Source organism: Ruegeria halocynthiae (genome assembly GCF_000743705.1).
Lineage (GTDB): Bacteria > Pseudomonadota > Alphaproteobacteria > Rhodobacterales > Rhodobacteraceae > Ruegeria > Ruegeria halocynthiae_B.
On record NZ_JQEZ01000006.1, the window covers coordinates 156,287 to 172,531 of the forward strand.

Below are 16,245 nucleotides of genomic sequence, written 5' to 3' on the forward strand. Positions count from 1 at the left end.
GGGCGATCATGCCCGACCAATAGCGTGCTGGCAACACGGTGATGATCAGCGGGTACTTGCGGCCCAATCCCAATACAGCTCGCGTGCCCGGCGGGCGACGGGGCCGACTTGATATTGCGTGTCCTCCAGCGCGGTGATCGGGGTGATCTTGCTCATGTTGCCGGTCATGAAAACCTCATCCGCGTTATGGAAATCGTCGAACCCGAGGATGGCTTCATGCACGGTCACACCGTCGGCGCGCAGGTTTTCGATATGGCGCGCGCGGGTGATACCGGCCAGAAAGGTGCCGTTGGGGGTTGGCGTAAACACCTCTCCGTCGCGGACCATAAAGATGTTGGCGGTTGCGGTTTCGGCCACATGGCCAAGGGCGTCCGCGACCAGCGCGTTGGAAAACCCTTTGGCACGAACCTCGTGCAGCATCCGCGCATTGTTGGGGTAGAGACACCCGGCCTTGGCGTTCACCACAGCGGATTCCAGCACCGGACGGCGAAAGCGCGTGGTGCCCAGCGTGGCCGAAGCCGTTTCGGGGGCCATTGGTATCTCTTCCAGGCAGATGGCAAAACCGGTGCTGTTTTCCTGCGGTATGATGGCAGTCGCGTCCCCGTCGATCCCCCAATACATCGGGCGGATATAGACGGCGGCATCGGCGGCATAGCTTTCCAGCCCCTCGCGGATGATCCCGACCATCTGTTCTGTGGTGACGGTCGGGGTCAGCATCAACGCCTGGGCTGAACGGTTCACGCGGGCGCAATGGGCGTCCAGATCGGGGACCTTGCCGTCGAAAAACCGCGCGCCATCAAAGACGGATGATCCCAGCCACGCGCCATGGTCGGCGGCCCGCATGATCGGCGCGTCGCCGTTATGCCACTGACCTTCGAAATAGGTGCGGATGTTTTTGCCGACTGCCATGACGCCCTCCCAAGCCTTTGCGCAAACCTAGGAAGGCGTTGGGCGAACGTCCAGCGCAATCAGCCCTGTTTTGCCCCAACCATGCCCACGATTTCGTAGGTCTGTTGCAGGATCGGGGCCGCAATCGCGCGTGCTTTTTCCGCGCCTCTGGCCAGAATCCGGTCGATCTCGGCCTCTTCGCCCATCAGACGGGCCATTTCGGTCGAGATCGGAGACAGTCTCGCCACGGCCAGCTCGGCCAGCATCGGCTTGAATTCCCCGAACTGCTTGCCGCCGACCTCGGCCAGAACCTGATCCGACGTCTGATCGTTGAGGGCCGCGTAGACGTTCACCAGATTGCGCGCCTCGGGACGGTCTTCCAGACCATCGACCTCGGACGGCAGCGCATCCGGGTCGGTCTTGGCCTTGCGGATTTTCTTGGCGATCGTGTCGGCATCGTCGGTCATGTTGATCCGGCTCATATCCGAGGGGTCGGACTTGGACATTTTTTTGGACCCGTCGCGCAGGCTCATGACGCGGGTCGCCGCTCCTTCGATCACAGGCTCGGTGATCGGAAAGAAATCGACGCCAAAGTCATTGTTGAACTTGATCGCAATGTCGCGTGTCAGTTCCAGATGCTGTTTCTGATCCTCGCCCACAGGCACATGCGTCGCATGATAGATCAGGATGTCCGCTGCCATCAGCGCAGGATAAGCAAACAGACCCAATGAGGCGTTTTGCTGGTTCTTGCCCGCCTTGTCCTTCCACTGGGTCATCCGCTGCATCCAGCCCATCCGGGCGACGCAATTGAAGATCCACGCCAGCTGCGCGTGTTCAGGCACCTGGCTTTGATTGAACAGGATCGACTGTTCGGGGTCGATGCCAGCGGCGATAAAGCCGGCGCAAAGTTCACGCGTGTTGTGGGTCAGCGCCGCCGGGTCTTGCCAAACAGTGATGGCGTGCAGATCGACCATGCAATAGATGGTTTCAAAGTCGGGTCCCTGCATATCCACAAAGCGTTTCATCGCGCCCAGATAATTGCCCAATGTAAGCCCGCCCGACGGCTGGATGCCTGAAAACACGCGCGGTGTGAACTGGGTCTCGGTCATCGAAGGGAACTCCCGTCTGGAAAAATCAGCCCCCGTCGCTTACCCATGGGGCCAAGGGACGTCAACAGCCGCGAAAGGCCAGCCCAATGAGCAGTGAGCATTATACACCCGCCGTGAACCCTCTGCCGCCTGTTGTGGTGGCTTTGGTACTGTTCATCATGGGGGTGGAATTGGCCTTTACTTTGGGCACCCGAGGGCTGGTTGGCGGGCCAACGGCAGTGGGGTGGCGACTGGATGCGTTGCAAAACTATTCCTTCTCGCCCGATATATTCGACTGGATGGTGCAGAACGGGCGCTGGCCGTTCGAGCATGTGATCCGCTTCGTCACCTATCCGTTTGTGTCCGGTACGTTCACGCAGGCCATCTTTGTCTGCGTCTTTGTCCTGGCCATGGGCAAGATGGTGGCCGAGGTGTTTGGCGGGTTCCAGATGCTGGTTATCTTTGTGGTGTCCGGCGTCGGCGGCGCGCTGGCCTATGCGCTGCTGCTGAACGTAAGCTATCCGCTGGTCGGAGGGTTCCCGCCCGTCTACGGCCTGATCGGCGCGTTCACCTGGCTGCTGTGGCGTAAGCTGTCACTGGTTGGTGAAAACCAATCGCGCGCCTTCAGCCTGATTGCTGTTTTGATGAGCATCCAGCTGTTGTTCGGGCTGTTGTTCGGCGGCACGTCCGATTGGGTCGCCGATCTGGGTGGGTTTGCTACCGGGTTCGGCCTGTCGTTCTTTCTGGCTCCGGGCGGTTGGGCGCGGATTGTGCAGCGTATGCGCCGCGACTGATCACGACCGGCGCAGCGCCTGTCTGAATTCCGACAGCCTAAAAGCACCAAGCAGGTGGCCCAGAAAGAAATAAGTAGCCGCCGCTACCTTGATCAAAATGAGCAGCGCCAGATACCGCCAGCCGGACAATTCAAATGCCCAGCCGAACAGGTGAACGGTGGCGTAAAGGACAACGCCCATCCCCAGTGATGCCGCCACGATGCGCCACGCCCGGCGCTTGAAGCGGGCGTCAAAGCGCGCCTCCTCGCCCATCTGCCGGGCACCGATGATCAGCAGCCCGACCATGGCCCACCCCGCGACCGAGGCCGCAATCGCAGGCGCAATCCACCCCACCACGGGGAATAGGCCAAAGGCTAAACCTGCGTTCACGATCATGGCGACCACCGCATAGCGGAACGGTGCCCGCGTGTTTTCACGCGCGAAAAACAGCGGTTGCAGCAGTTTTTGCAGCATGAAGGCGGGCAGACCGATGCCATAGATCGCCACGGCCAGCGCCGTGGCTGCGGTATCCTCGGGGCTGAACTGCCCGCGTTCGAACAGGACCGAAACCAACGGGTTGGGCAGGATCACAAATGCCACGGTCGAGGGGATGGTCAGCATCAGTGTGAACTCTCCGGCGCGGGAAAAGGCGTTACGCGCGCCATCCTTGTCACCGGCCCGCAACCGCCGCGACAGATCCGGCAGCAATACGATGCCGACGGCAATGCCCACCACACCCAAAGGCAATTGGTACAGCCGGTCGGCCGCAAACAGCCAGCTCACGGCCTTTTCGGTTTTCGAAGCCACCAGTTGCCCGACGACCAGATTGACCTGCGTCACCCCCATCGCCAGCGCCGCAGGAACAGCAATGCGCACCATGTGACGCATTTCGGGGTTGAGTTTGGGGATGCCGGGTCGGATGCGAATGCCCGCGCGTTCCGTTGCCACCCAGACCAGCGCCAGCTGCGCGATGCCAGCCAGCGGGATAATGGTGATCAGCCAGCGGATGACTTCCCCACCCGTCACTGCGCCAACAATAAGGGCAGTACACGCGAAGATGTTCAGCAGAACAGGCGCGGCAGCGGCAGCAGCAAAGCGACCGGTCGCATTCAGAACCCCGGAAAACAGTGCCGCCAGCGACATGAACAGAATGTAGGGAAAAACCACATAGCTGTAATCCACCGCTAAATCGAACCGCGGATCGCCATAAAACCCCTCGGCGGTGATCCAGACAAGACCCGGCATGAATACCATCGCCAATCCGACAAGCGTCAGGACGGCCACGGCCAGTAGGTTGAACGCATCCTGCGCAAAGCCTTGTGCGTTTTCCTCGCCCTCCAGCCGTTTTGAGAACATCGGCACAAAGGCGGCGTTGAATGCGCCCTCGGCAAAGAAGCGGCGGAACATATTGGGCAGGCGGAAAGCGGCGACAAAGGCGTCCATCACCGGCCCCGGTCCGATATAGGCGGTCAGCAGGATTTCCCGGACAAAGCCCAGTATCCGGCTGGCCAGAGTCCAGAACCCAACCGTGAACAGGCCCGAAAACAGGCGTATCTGTTTCATGAGGCTGCGCGCTCCGCACCGGCGGTGATGGCATTGCGCAGCTTGGTTTCAAGACCGCGTTGCTTGCTTTCGGAATAGTATTTCAACCCGAACATGTCTTTGACATAGAAGGTGTCGACCACCTGTTCGCCATAGGTCGCGATCACCGCGTTGGCGATATAGACATTGGCAGCAGCCAGCGTTCTTGTCAGGTCGTACAACAAACCGGGGCGGTCGCGGGTGTCGACCTCGATGATCGTGTAAATCTCGGACCCGTCATTGTCGAAGATGATATGCGTTGGCACGTTGAATGCACGCTCGCGCTTTTTGATCTTGTCGCGGGATTTCAAGGCGTCCCGTGCCACCACTTCGCCCTTTAGCGTCTTGTGGATCATCTGGGTCAGGCGCGGCAGGCGGCTGGCTTCGAATGGATGACCTTCGGCATCCTGTATCCAGAACGCATCCGTCACATAGCCGTCCTTGGTGGTATAGCTGCGGGCGTCGACCACGTTCGCCCCGACCAGTGCCAGCGCACCCGCGATCCGCGCAAAAATTCCGGGATGGTCACCCATGGCGAAACAGGCGCGGGTGGCATCGCGATCTTCGTCCGGGTGCAACCGGATCTCCATCGCCCCGGCATCGCCGCTGTGGTCCAACCCGCGCAACATCTCGGCGAATTCGGTATGTGTCGACAGGTTCAGGCCCTGCCAATAGGGCGGATAATGACGCCCGGTCTCGGTCTTCAGATCAACCTTGGACCAATCCACCAGCTTTGCACGCAGGTCCTTTTTGGCCTCGGCCCCGCGATTGGCGCGGTTTAGATCCTCCATCCCGGTCTCAAGCGCGCGCTTGGTTTCCGCGTGCAGGGCGCGCAACAGGGTGGCCTTCCAGTTGTTCCAGGTATTCGGACCCACGCCGCGAATGTCACAGACTGTCAGCACCGTCAGCAGGTCCAGCCGTTTGACCGTTTTCACGGCCTTGGCAAAATCGCGCACCGTGCGCGGGTCCGAGATGTCGCGTTTCTGCGCCATATCCGACATCAGCAGGTGATAGCGCACCAGCCATTCCACGGTTTCCGAATCCGCCTTGTTCAGGCCCAGCCGCGGCGCGACCTTGCGGGCAATCTTTGCCCCCAGGATCGAGTGATCCTCGGGCCGCCCCTTGGCGATGTCATGCAGCAGCAAAGCGACATACAGTACCTTGCGATTGACCCCACCTTCCAGAATGGACGAGGCCAATGGCAATGCTTCTTCCAGCTCGCCTCGTTCGATCTGGGCCAGATTGACGATGCACTGAATGGTGTGCTCGTCCACCGTATAGCTGTGATACATGTTGAACTGCATCATCGCCACGATGTGTTCGAATTCCGGCAAAAAGGCCGACAAGACACCCAGTTCGTTCATCCGCCGCAGGGCACGTTCCGGGTTGCCGTGCTTCAGCATCAGGTCCAGAAAAATCCGACGCGCTTCTTTGTTGTTGCGCATGTCGTCATCAATCAGGTCCAGGTTGGCGGTAACCAGCCGCATCGCGTCGGGGTGGATCAGCAACCCGGTGCGCAGACCCTCTTCGAACAGGCGCAGCAGATTAAGCTTGTCCGACAGGAATGTTTCAGGATCGGCCACGTCCAGCCGACCATGCGTGACCTTGTACCCCGTCTTGACGCGCGGACGGCGGCGAAAGATGCGTTCCAGCATCGGCGCGCCTTTCATATGCGCCGCTTCCAGTTTGGTCAAAAAGATGCGGGTCAGCTCGCCAACCCGGGTCGCCTCGCGGAAATAGCGCTGCATGAAAACTTCGACCGCGCGTCGACCCGCGCGGTCTTCATAACCCATGCGCGCGGCCACTTCGACCTGCAGGTCGAAGGTCAGCTGTTCCGTCGCGCGCCGGGTCAACAGATGCAGATGCGACCGCACAGCCCAAAGGAAATCTTCGGCCGCGACGAACCCGTCGAATTCTTCGGGCGTGAACAGGCCCAGCGGCACCAGTTCTGCCACATCCTGGACGCCATAAATGTATTTCGCGATCCAATACAGCGATTGCAGATCACGCAGCCCGCCCTTGCCCTCTTTGACATTGGGTTCGACCATGTAACGCTCACCCTGCTTGTGGTGCCGTTCGTCGCGTTCGTTCAGTTTCGCTTCGATAAACTCGCGCTCGGACCCTTTGAACAACTCGTCCTTCAGACGTTGCTCCAACTCGGCCGCCAGCGCCTGATCACCTGCCAGATAGCGCTGTTCCAGCATGGCTGTGCGAATGGTGAAATCTTCGCTGCCAAGGCGCAGGCAATCTTTGATCGTGCGGGACGAGTGGCCAACCTTAAGCCGCAAATCCCATAGGATATACAGCATGGATTCGATCACGCTCTCGGCCCATGCAGTGATCTTGTACGGGGTCAGAAACAGCAGATCCACGTCCGAGGATGGCGCCATCTCACCGCGCCCATATCCGCCGACGGCAAGAATGGCGATTTTCTCGCCCTGCGTCGGGGTCGCTAACGGGTGCAAATATTGACTGGCAACCTGCATGGCGGTGCAGACCAGCCCGTCGGTCAGATATGTATAGGACCGGGTCAGCGGGCGCGCGTCAAAGGGGCGTTCGGCAAAAGCGTCGGCAATCGCCTGTCGTCCGGTTTTTTGCGCGTCTCGCAGAATCCGCACGGCTTCGGCCCGCCGCGCGGCGTTGTCTGATACGGATTCATAGGCATGAGACAGTTGCGCCGTTACGGCGGCGCTGTCGAAAATGTCTTCGGCCGGACAAATCAGCGCGCCCCTTGGAACAGGCGTCAGCGCCGTCCGATCAGAAACCGGCGCCTGAGAAGCTTTGTGGGGCAGGGTCAATCACTACTACCTGTTTGTTTTGGATCGTGGCGACAGCCAGACCGCGTTCATTGGTACCGTCCGAGCGCAGGCGGAAGATGCCGCCGACGCCCTGAAAGCCAGCATTCTGCGTCAGGGCCGATGCGGTCAACGCGTCGGATTTACCCTGGCTGACCAACGCGGCGATTGCAGCGATACCATCATAGGCCAGCCCGCTGATTGGATGCGGCGCCACACCATAGGTCGCGTTATAACGCTGCCGATAGGCCTGCGCCTTTGAGGGGTCCGGCAAGGCAAACCAACCGCCCTGCACGCCGGGCAGTTCCAGCGTTTGCGACGGGATGTCCCATCGCGTCAGGCCGATGTACTGCGTGTTTGATGGGGAAACGCCTGCTTCTGGCAGCAGCTGCGTATACAGCGGCAATGCGCCCGCTGTTGTCGCCGTCAGAAACAGCGAATCCGCGCCAGAGGAATCAACCGTCGCCTTGATCGTGGGAACCGAATTGATGACACCCTGCTGCGAACGGTCATAGCCAACTGTGCCTACGTTGTTCACACGGCTGCTGCTCAGCGCTTTTGCGATTGCCGATTGGCCAAGCTGCCCGGCGGCATCGTTGCTGTGTACAATGACTGCGCCCGTCTTGCCTTGCGATCCCGCAAAGCTGACCAGACGGCTGGCCGTGTTGTCGAAGGTTGGGCCCAGCACAAAGACGTTGCCGCCCGCGATACTGGTGTTGTTCGAAAACGATAGAACGTTGACCTTGTTGCTCAAAACAGAAAGCCCGGCCGAGTTTGCCGCCTGTGCGTAAACCGGACCGATAATGATCTTGGCCCCATCCGATACGGCCTGCTGGGCGACCGAGGCTGCTGTATTGGCATTGCCCTGCGTATCATAGACACGAAGATCAATTTTGACGTTCTGCAGATCGGCCATCGCCAGCCGGGCCGCGTTTTCAAGGCTGCGCGCCAGCGTGGCGTCGCCAGAGTTCGCCGATCCCGCCGGCACCAAAAGGGCAACAGGGACAGGTTTGGAGGTGTTGATTGACGGCCCTCCGCCCAGGCCGCCCGGCTCGCAAGCGGCCAGAAATGCGGCGGTTGCCAGGACGGCGGCGGTACGCGCCAGTTTGCGAACGGGCTTGCAAACGGTAAACATCTAAATGAAAACTCCCTGATCCGGCGGCTTGGGAAGCTGCCATTCTGTTGCGCCGCGATAATAAACGTCACGCTGTGAGGGTCCAGCTTTGAATTTCCAAAAAGTCAGATTGGGCGCCGGCCTGTATTTTGTTGCCACTCCGATCGGGGCAGCGCGCGATATCACGCTCAGGGCGCTGGACGTGCTGGCCTCGGCCGATGTGATCGCCGCCGAAGACACGCGCAGCCTGCGTCGGTTGATGGAAATCCACGGCGTCCCGCTGGAGGGGCGGCGCATCTTGGCCTACCACGACCACAGCGGAGCGGGCGCGCGCGGAAAAATCCTTGAGGCGCTGGGCGAAGGCAAATCGGTCGCCTATGCGTCCGAGGCCGGAATGCCGCTGATCGCCGATCCGGGGTATGATCTGGGGCGGCAGACGGCCGAAGCCGGGCACACCGTGACCTGCGCACCCGGCCCGTCTGCGGCGCTGATGGCGCTGACGCTGGCGGGGTTGCCAACCGACGCGTTCTTTTTCGCAGGATTTCTGCCCAATGCCTCGGGCGCACGCCGGTCGCGTATCGAAGCGCTGCGCGACGTGCCTGGTACGCTTGTGTTCTACGAATCGCCAAAACGCGTGGCCGCCTGCCTGTCGGATCTGGCCGAAGTGCTGGGCGAGGACCGGGCCGCCGCGATGTGTCGTGAACTGACCAAAAAGTTCGAAGAAGTCCGGCGCGGGACATTGGGCGAACTGGCGGCCGGTCTGCAAGAGCAGACGGTCAAGGGTGAGATCGTTCTTCTGGTGGATCGCAGTCATTCGGAAACTGTTAAGGATTCTGACGTAGAAGAGGCTTTGAAAAAGGCCTTGGAAACCCATTCGGTGCGGGATGCGGCTGATCTGGTATCGCAGATGTTCAAGCTGCCGCGCCGTCCGCTTTATCAGAAGGCCCTGAAACTGGGAAAGGGATGATATGACCGCGCGATCCGTTCAAAGCTTGGTTTCCTTTCACGCCGGGCAGGCGGCGGAACAGCAGGTAGCTGCGGATTACGAACGCCGCGGCTTTTCCATCGCGCATCGCCGCTGGCGCGGGGCGGGTGGTGAAATCGACCTGATTGCGCGTGACGGTGACGGCGTGGTGTTCATCGAAGTCAAGAAAAGCACCAGCTTTGATAAGGCTGCCGCGCGGATCAACCGACGTCAGATGGATCGCATCTGCGCCTCTGCGGCCCAGTTTCTGGATGGGGAACCGGGCGGGCAACTGACAAATGTGCGCTTTGACGCAGCCCTGGTCGATGCGTCCGGTGCGGTTCAAATCATCGAAAACGCCTTTGGGCAGGTCTGATCCCCATTGAACCCATGGCCCTGCTGGGCCATGTATCTGGCGTGAAACTGAGGGACACGCCATGAAAATCGCCTTTCAGATGGACCCGATCGGGGCCGTGGATATCAACGCAGACAGCTCATTCCGTTTGGCAGAAGAGGCGCAGGCGCGCGGGCACACGCTGTTTTTCTACAGTCCGGATCAGCTGGCCTATCAAGAGGGGCGGATCACCGCGCGCGGTCAGGACATGACGGTTCAGCGCGTGGCGGGTAACCCGGCCGAACTGGGCCCAGAGCGCGAAGTCGATCTGGCCGAGTTTGACGTGATCTGGCTGCGTCAGGATCCCCCATTCGATATGCATTACATTACGGCGACCCACCTGCTTGACCGGCTGAAAGGGCAGGCGTTGGTGGTGAATGATCCGTTCTGGGTGCGGAACTACCCCGAAAAACTGTTGGTTCTGGACTTTCCCGACCTGACCCCGCCGACGACGATTGCGCGCGACCTGCAGACCATCAAGGCGTTCAAGGAAAAACACGGCGATATCATCCTCAAACCGCTGTACGGCAATGGGGGTGCGGGCGTGTTCCGGCTGGAGGCCAATGACCGCAACCTGACCTCTCTGCATGAGCTGTTCACCGCCTTCTCACGCGAGCCGCTGATCGTGCAGAAATTCCTGCCCGACGTCAGCAATGGCGACAAACGCGTGATTCTGGTGGATGGAGAGCCGGTGGGCGCGATCAACCGGGTTCCGGCAAAAGGCGAGACACGGTCAAACATGCATGTGGGCGGTCGTCCCGAAAAGGTCGGGTTGACAGAGCGCGATCTTGAGATTTGCGCCGCAATCGGACCGTTGCTGAAAGAAAAAGGTCAGATTTTCGTCGGGATCGACGTGATCGGAGATTACCTGACCGAAATCAACGTCACCTCGCCGACCGGTATTCAGGAATTGGAGCGGTTCGACGGTGAGAATATCGCCGAGAAAATCTGGCAGGCGATCGAAGCCAAGCTTTAAGACGCGACCCTGGCGCTTATGCGAAAGCTCAGCGCCTCGGCCACATGGGGGCGGCGAACGTCCGGTGCGCCCTCAAGATCGGCAATTGTGCGCGCCACCCGCAGAATGCGGTGAAAGGCGCGCGCAGACAGGCCAAAACGCTCGGCGGCCTTCAGCAGCAATTCTTTGCCTTCTGCGTCCGGGGCGGCAATTTCCTCAAGCACGCTGCCTTCGACATCTGCGTTCTGGCGGGTTGCGGGTGTATCGCAGAACCGCGCGGCCTGAATGGCGCGGGCCTGTTCAACGCGGGCGGCAACAGTGGCAGAACTGTCGCCTGAAGGCGGCAGATCAAGATCGGTGAACCCGACCGGCGGCACCTCGATCCTAAGGTCGAACCGATCCATCAATGGACCTGAAATCCGGCCCAGATAGTCTTCGCCACAAACGGGCGCGCGCGAGCAGGCGCGGGCGGGGTCGGTCAGATATCCACATTTACAAGGGTTGGCGGCGGCCACCAGCATGAACCGGCAAGGATATTTCACGTGGGCATTCGCGCGCGCGACCATGACTTCGCCGGTTTCAATCGGCTGGCGCAGGGTCTCAAGAACGGTGCGGGGGAATTCGGGGAATTCGTCCATGAACAGAACGCCGTTGTGGGCCAATGAAATTTCACCCGGTTTGGCACCTTTGCCGCTGTAAAAAGTGAAAGGGGCAAAGAATGAAAGACACGGGAAACAGTGGTTTTGCCGGCATTTCTAAATTGGAAGTCGGGAAGAACGAAGCGAAGTGCGGTGCAACGCATCGCAAAATTTCTAAGTTGGAAAGAATGCGTGCTGTTAAACAAGATGTACAGAGCGTCGCTGAGCACTATGCTGACGAGATGATGAAAGCTGTTGAAGATTTTAGCCACACCTTCCGCGAAGAAAAAAATAGAGTCAGAACAAGTCACCGTGCAGTTACAGGCTGGTTACGGGATCGAAGTAACAGATCGCTTCACCACACGTCTCTACTTGAACGAGATTTTTGTTTTCTTTGCCTTTTTCACCAAGCGGTGGAACACCTGTACGAACAGCCCCTGACGATCACTGGTCGTGACTCAAATGGCAAAATTCGAAGTTACACTCCAGACTTTCTGGTGGAATTCAAAACTGGCTCTGGGGCGTCCAAGCGATGTTTGGTCGAAGTCAAACCTACGTCAGATCTAGAGAATGCGGACTCTGGGCTTCGAGAGCGGTTGGACTTGGGGAAACGTTGGGCTGCCGTCAATGGCTTCATGTTTGAAGTTGTTACGGAATCTCAGATTAGAAATGCTGTCCTTTCTAATGTGGTCGCTGTTTTACCGTTTCGCTTCTACGACCCAGACATCGCAGTCCAATTCGACATACAGGTCAAAGTAGCGAACTCGCCAGGGTTGACTGTAGCTGAGCTCACAGATCAAATCGTTGGGCCACATTTGCCAAAAGACATTGTATTGAGAGAGATTTGGATCACTATCGCTTGCGGTTTGGTTCACTTTGACGTGGCAAAAACTCTGTCGCCAAACACGGCGTTGTTCGAATACCCTGTTTGGACAGATGATGATCTGTTTTTTGCGAGGGATGGTGAGCTGTAGTTTGTCTGAGAAAGCCGAAATAACGTCGATAGCAACTGACAAATGGAACCGAGCAGTCAAGGTGAAGGAGGCCGTCGAGTCCTTACTTGCGTTGGAAAATAGAACGGCGGAAGATGTTGCGCGTGTAGCGAAGTCCTTAGGCCTATCAATGTCTTGGGTGTACAATTTGATGAGGCGCTACGAAAGCGACAGAACAGTTTCCGCCTTGGTCCCGGCAATACCAAATGGAGGTCGCGGAAAAAGTCGCCTTGCTCCGGAAATCAATGATTTAGTTCTCTCAGCTATCGATGACCTCTATTTGAGCCAGCAAAAAATCAAGCCATACCAAGTCATTAGGGAAGTACAAATTCGTTGTAGACGAATTGGTGTAAAGCCTCCCTCAGATTCAGCCATTAGAGCGAGACTTAACGCTGTCACTGGACGAGAGCGTGTAAAGAAACGGCAGGGCTGGCGGGCCGCCCGCGATAAGTTTGACCCTACAACAGGACGGTTTCCAGAGCCCAAATGGCCCTTGAGCGTAGTCCAGATCGACCATTCTCCTACGGACGTAATCCTGGTTGATGAACAGGATAGACTACCAATTGGTAGAGCATACTGTACTGCCGCCATAGATGTTTTCAGTCGTGCTATCATCGGCTTTTGCCTGTCGCTGGAGCCGCCGAGCGCAACTACAGTGGGTCTTACTCTTGCTCATGCGGCGATGCCGAAACAAGCTTGGCTTGATGCAAAGGGCATCAAAGCAACATGGCCGATGTTTGGAAAACCAGATTCCATTCACGTCGACAATGGTGCGGATTTTCGTAGCCAGGCTTTGAAAAGAGGATGTGAAGAGCACGGCATCTCAATTACTTTTCGTCCGGTTAGGCACCCAAAATTCGGCGGCACGGTCGAGCGTCTTTTCCGAACACTTATGCAAGAAGTTCACAAAATACCGGGTACAACATTTTCCAACGTTGTCGAAAAAGGGGAATACAATTCGTCGAAAACAGCATCCATGACCTTGAGCGAATTGGAGCGATTTCTAGTCAAATTCGTTACCGAAGTTTACCATGAGAGAGTGCACACCTCACTCGAAAAAAGCCCGCGAGTTGCCTACGAAAATGGGATTTTTGGAACATCGAACACAGTCGGCAGGGGGGCTCCTGCGACCCCGAAGGACCCAAGGCGTTTTCTGATCGACTTTCTTCCGATTGAGACACGGACCATTCAGCGGTATGGCTTCTCCCTCGATCGAGTGCAGTACTTCGACGATGTTCTGCGACCATACATCGACAACGAAGACAAAAGAAAATTCATGATCCGGAGAGATCCGAGAGACATTTCAAAGATATTCTTCTTTTGCCCTGACAATAATGACTATTTTGAAATTCCGTACCGGAACATATCTAACCCTAGCATTAGCTTGTGGGAGTTGAGAGCTTGCAGGCAAAGACTGCGCGAGCAGGGTGACGCGCATGTCGATGAACAACGTATTTTCGCGGCGTACGAGGAGATGCAGGAAGAAATCTCCAAGTCGCTGAAAGCGACAAAAAGCACCCGAAGAAATAGAGAACGCAAACTGCGCTTGGGAGACGGCTTGAAAGCTGAATCGACCGCTTCAGAATATCGACAAGACATCTCCAAGAAGGTGGAGCACGAACCCATATCTTTCGATGACAAGTTTGATGATATAGAACATTGGTAGAAAACCTTTCCCACCTGCATCCAACGACGCGGAAATTAATCTCCGGATCGGATGATGATCGCTTCGCTGACTTAGATAGATCCAAATGGATCGGCTACCCTGCTGCCAATGCAGCACTTCAGAAGCTAGAGTATTTGCTTGCCCTTCCTAAGACGCACCGGATGCCCAATTTGATTGTCTGTGGTCACACAAACAGCGGCAAAACGATGATCATCAAACGTTTTTTGAAAGCTCATCCGGCGACGGATCAGGTGGAGGAGGATGCTGCCAATGTCCCAGTGCTGGCTGTTCAAATGCCAATTTCACCTGAACCTCGAAGATTCTATTGCGCATTGCTTTCTTCATTGTTTGCCAGCTTCAGATCGACCGACACAATCGCCAACTTGGAAGCTCAAGCATTGAACCTGATGAGGTCGTGCGGCGTCAGGCTGTTAGTTATTGATGAACTCCACAATATGTTGTCAGGACGCAATGACCATCAGAGACAGTTTTTGAACTTGCTCAGATATTTGGGCAATGAATTGAGTATCCCCATTGTGGCTCTTGGCATTCAATCCGCACTTCGAGGCATTCAAATCGACGAACAACTTGCCAACCGGTTTGAGCCATTTGTTTTGCAAAGGTGGACTGCAAACAGAGACCTGTATCGACTTTTGAATAGTATCGAAAGCCTATTGCCACTGAGATACCCTTCGAGGCTTAGTGAACCAAAAACAGCCGAGTTGATACTGGCACTGTCCGAAGGAACGATTGGGGAAATCATGTTGTTGCTCAGGGCGTCGGCCAGATTTGCGATTTCCTCTGGCATAGAGAAAATTGATCAAGAAACTTTCCACTCTTGCGGATATGTATCGCCGGCCGCGCGGAGGATTGCTTCCAAGAGCCTTGGGTGAATGAAACTGGCGGCATAGGGTTGTCTGGAAAATACTTGCCGTTTCACCCGGCCCCCATGGCGGAAGAATTGTTTTCATCATGGCTATACCGTGTTGCAAAGGGCAACCACCCTAAACTTCATACATTTTGCCACCTAAACTGGCCGAAGAGGCAGATTTGGACACGGGACATTGATCAATGTGCGGATAAGGATCTTGTAAGAGATCTAGCCGAGTTGACGGGTACATTGCCCTCGGATGCCCAAAAAACTCTGCTCTCATCGTTCCAGGGAAGTCTGTTTGAAAAGCACCAGCCCAACGGTAGAACACTTGGTATTTTACCGTTGGGTGTGTTCCATAGGCTGAGAAAAAGGTATGGGCAGCAATATTGCCCACGTTGTCTAGCGAATGATCGGGTGCCCTACTTTCGAAAAAGCTGGCGCTTGACACATGTAACTTCTTGCCTCGAACACGGGATACGATTGGTTGATCGATGCGATGACTGCGGAGCTCCCATAATTTTTTTCAGAGGTGATATGCTTGTGTGTCACAACTGCGGATTCGATCTTCGGTGCGCTAGTCGTTTCATAGCGGGAACTCAGGTAAAGTGGTTTGAGGCAAGGAATAGACTGGCATTGCAGCGCGGCTATACTTGGCTTGGTTCAAACAAGATCGAAGTCTCGATAGCCTACTTTGATATCATCCGGCAGTTACTCCGCATACTGTCCTTTGGTGCTAGATCGCAAGGCTTGCGAGAAACAGTTGCAAAGCGGTTTGGCGGGGATCCGTCTCCCATCAAGGAAGATGAAAAAACCACTGCCAGAAAGTTTGAGCACCTATCAACGCACTCGAGATACCGCATCACTGAATTGTTGTCTCCACTCGTGCAGCACTGGCCTGAAGCCTTCATCGATACCTGTCAGGCGAGTAGAAATTTTTCATCTCAATTGCTAAAAGATATGCCTTTTGTTCGTTACCATCTTTGGATGATAGCTAAGAATGAGTTGTCAGGCTCTCCTGTCCACCCAGATCGTCGGTGAACAACAGCCTTGGATTTGGTTGCTGTGTGTTGTGGGACCCTGCGACAAAAACAACAGCACACCTTACTTAGAAAGACCGATAAGGTGTAGTGGTTCAGATGTGATCTGACAGTTGGCCGTTTTTCCGGCGGCGTCTGTCAGGTCAAGTTTGGTTCAGGAACTTTTCCTTCCAGATCTCTTTGCCCTCGATCATGGTCTGGAACGGCGTTCTGCCGCAACACATTTTGCCCTGATGAGTGCGCTCGTGGTTGTAGTGGTGCAGCCATTCGTCCAGATCGGCTTGCAGCGTGTCGATGCTGTCGTAGAGCTTCTTGCGGAACGCGACCTGATAAAACTCCTGCAACACCGTCTTGTGGAACCGCTCGCAGATGCCGTTCGTCTGGGCCGATTTGACCTTTGTCCTGGTGTGGTCGATGTCATTTTTTTCCAGGAAGAGCTGGAAATCATGCTTGTCGGCACGTCCGCAGAACTCGGTGCCCCGGTCG

14 protein-coding genes and 2 pseudogenes are annotated in these 16,245 nt (G+C 56.7%); 9 read left to right on the forward strand and 7 right to left on the reverse strand.

All coding sequences use genetic code 11. The annotated features are described in order from the left end of the window. Positions 1–45 precede the first annotated feature (45 nt). Complete coding sequence (locus tag JT51_RS19330; protein WP_037316823.1) at positions 46–909, reverse strand: branched-chain amino acid aminotransferase; 864 nt, start codon at positions 907–909, stop codon at positions 46–48. 59 nt (positions 910–968) lie between these two features. Continuing rightward, a complete protein-coding gene (gene trpS, locus JT51_RS19335) occupies positions 969–1,997 on the reverse strand; it encodes a tryptophan--tRNA ligase (protein ID WP_037316826.1) in 1,029 nt (342 codons plus the stop codon). A gap of 86 nt (positions 1,998–2,083) precedes the next feature. Here trpS and JT51_RS19340 point away from each other — a divergent pair, with 86 nt between their 5' ends. After that, complete coding sequence (locus tag JT51_RS19340) at positions 2,084–2,770, forward strand: rhomboid family intramembrane serine protease (protein ID WP_037316830.1); 687 nt, start codon at positions 2,084–2,086, stop codon at positions 2,768–2,770. On the opposite strand, the gene murJ is transcribed toward JT51_RS19340, so the two are convergent. From murJ to JT51_RS19355, 3 genes are read right to left on the reverse strand one after another with little or no spacing between them, the layout of a single operon-like run. Then, positions 2,771–4,312 (reverse strand): murein biosynthesis integral membrane protein MurJ, encoded by a 1,542-nt coding sequence (gene murJ, locus JT51_RS19345; protein ID WP_037316833.1) that lies wholly within the window; start codon positions 4,310–4,312, stop codon positions 2,771–2,773. After that, positions 4,309–7,128 (reverse strand): [protein-PII] uridylyltransferase, encoded by a 2,820-nt coding sequence (locus JT51_RS19350; protein WP_037316835.1) that lies wholly within the window; start codon positions 7,126–7,128, stop codon positions 4,309–4,311. The genes murJ and JT51_RS19350 overlap by 4 nt, the downstream gene beginning before the upstream one ends. Next, entirely contained in the window at positions 7,088–8,260 is a 1,173-nt protein-coding gene (locus JT51_RS19355; RefSeq protein WP_037316838.1) for a penicillin-binding protein activator, read from the reverse strand. Before JT51_RS19355 ends, JT51_RS19350 begins: the two co-directional genes overlap by 41 nt. An 88-nt stretch (positions 8,261–8,348) precedes the next feature. On the opposite strand from JT51_RS19355, the gene rsmI reads away from it, so the two are divergent. The 3 genes from rsmI to gshB all read left to right on the forward strand — a co-directional run bounded on the left by rsmI (position 8,349) and on the right by gshB (position 10,573). Beyond that, positions 8,349–9,206 (forward strand): 16S rRNA (cytidine(1402)-2'-O)-methyltransferase, encoded by an 858-nt coding sequence (gene rsmI / locus JT51_RS19360; RefSeq protein WP_037316841.1) that lies wholly within the window; start codon positions 8,349–8,351, stop codon positions 9,204–9,206. A 1-nt stretch (position 9,207) separates the two neighbouring features. Then, positions 9,208–9,579 (forward strand): YraN family protein, encoded by a 372-nt coding sequence (locus tag JT51_RS19365; protein ID WP_037316844.1) that lies wholly within the window; start codon positions 9,208–9,210, stop codon positions 9,577–9,579. Positions 9,580–9,640: 61 nt separating this feature from the next. Then, a complete protein-coding gene (gene gshB, locus JT51_RS19370) occupies positions 9,641–10,573 on the forward strand; it encodes a glutathione synthase (RefSeq protein ID WP_037316847.1) in 933 nt (310 codons plus the stop codon). Here gshB and JT51_RS19375 read toward each other — a convergent pair. Beyond that, positions 10,570–11,244: pseudogene (locus JT51_RS19375) on the reverse strand (ATP-binding protein); the annotation flags it as partial. The gene gshB and the pseudogene JT51_RS19375 overlap by 4 nt on opposite strands. A gap of 26 nt (positions 11,245–11,270) precedes the next feature. Here JT51_RS19375 and JT51_RS21315 point away from each other — a divergent pair. The 5 genes and pseudogenes from JT51_RS21315 to JT51_RS22290 all read left to right on the forward strand — a co-directional run bounded on the left by JT51_RS21315 (position 11,271) and on the right by JT51_RS22290 (position 15,760). Beyond that, positions 11,271–12,164 carry a TnsA endonuclease N-terminal domain-containing protein gene (locus JT51_RS21315; protein ID WP_051927651.1) on the forward strand — a complete coding sequence of 298 codons (894 nt, stop codon included), beginning with the start codon at positions 11,271–11,273 and terminating at the stop codon, positions 12,162–12,164. A gap of 1 nt (position 12,165) precedes the next feature. Further along, complete coding sequence (locus JT51_RS19385; protein ID WP_160175201.1) at positions 12,166–13,848, forward strand: Mu transposase C-terminal domain-containing protein; 1,683 nt, start codon at positions 12,166–12,168, stop codon at positions 13,846–13,848. Continuing rightward, the gene (locus JT51_RS19390) at positions 13,842–14,741 is read left to right on the forward strand and encodes a TniB family NTP-binding protein (protein ID WP_037316850.1); all 900 of its coding nucleotides are present in this window, start codon (positions 13,842–13,844) and stop codon (positions 14,739–14,741) included. The genes JT51_RS19385 and JT51_RS19390 overlap by 7 nt, the downstream gene beginning before the upstream one ends. Further along, a pseudogene (locus tag JT51_RS22455) lies at positions 14,738–15,193 on the forward strand (TniQ family protein); the annotation flags it as partial. The gene JT51_RS19390 and the pseudogene JT51_RS22455, both read left to right, overlap by 4 nt. Positions 15,194–15,355: 162 nt before the next feature. Then, positions 15,356–15,760 (forward strand): hypothetical protein, encoded by a 405-nt coding sequence (locus JT51_RS22290; RefSeq protein ID WP_235216211.1) that lies wholly within the window; start codon positions 15,356–15,358, stop codon positions 15,758–15,760. 142 nt (positions 15,761–15,902) lie between these two features. On the opposite strand, the gene JT51_RS19395 is transcribed toward JT51_RS22290, so the two are convergent. Continuing rightward, the coding region (locus JT51_RS19395) for an integrase core domain-containing protein (RefSeq protein WP_037316853.1) at positions 15,903–16,245 on the reverse strand (343 nt) is incomplete at its 5' end.

Coding starts and splice junctions, on each gene's coding strand:
- JT51_RS19330 (WP_037316823.1), bottom strand. CDS start 909: ATGGCAGTCGGCAAAAACATCCGCACCTATTTCGAAGGTCAGTGGCAT.
- JT51_RS21315 (WP_051927651.1), top strand. CDS start 11,271: ATGAAAGACACGGGAAACAGTGGTTTTGCCGGCATTTCTAAATTGGAA.
- gshB (WP_037316847.1), top strand. CDS start 9,641: ATGAAAATCGCCTTTCAGATGGACCCGATCGGGGCCGTGGATATCAAC.
- JT51_RS19340 (WP_037316830.1), top strand. CDS start 2,084: ATGAGCAGTGAGCATTATACACCCGCCGTGAACCCTCTGCCGCCTGTT.
- JT51_RS19365 (WP_037316844.1), top strand. CDS start 9,208: ATGACCGCGCGATCCGTTCAAAGCTTGGTTTCCTTTCACGCCGGGCAG.
- JT51_RS19355 (WP_037316838.1), bottom strand. CDS start 8,260: ATGTTTACCGTTTGCAAGCCCGTTCGCAAACTGGCGCGTACCGCCGCC.
- trpS (WP_037316826.1), bottom strand. CDS start 1,997: ATGACCGAGACCCAGTTCACACCGCGCGTGTTTTCAGGCATCCAGCCG.
- murJ (WP_037316833.1), bottom strand. CDS start 4,312: ATGAAACAGATACGCCTGTTTTCGGGCCTGTTCACGGTTGGGTTCTGG.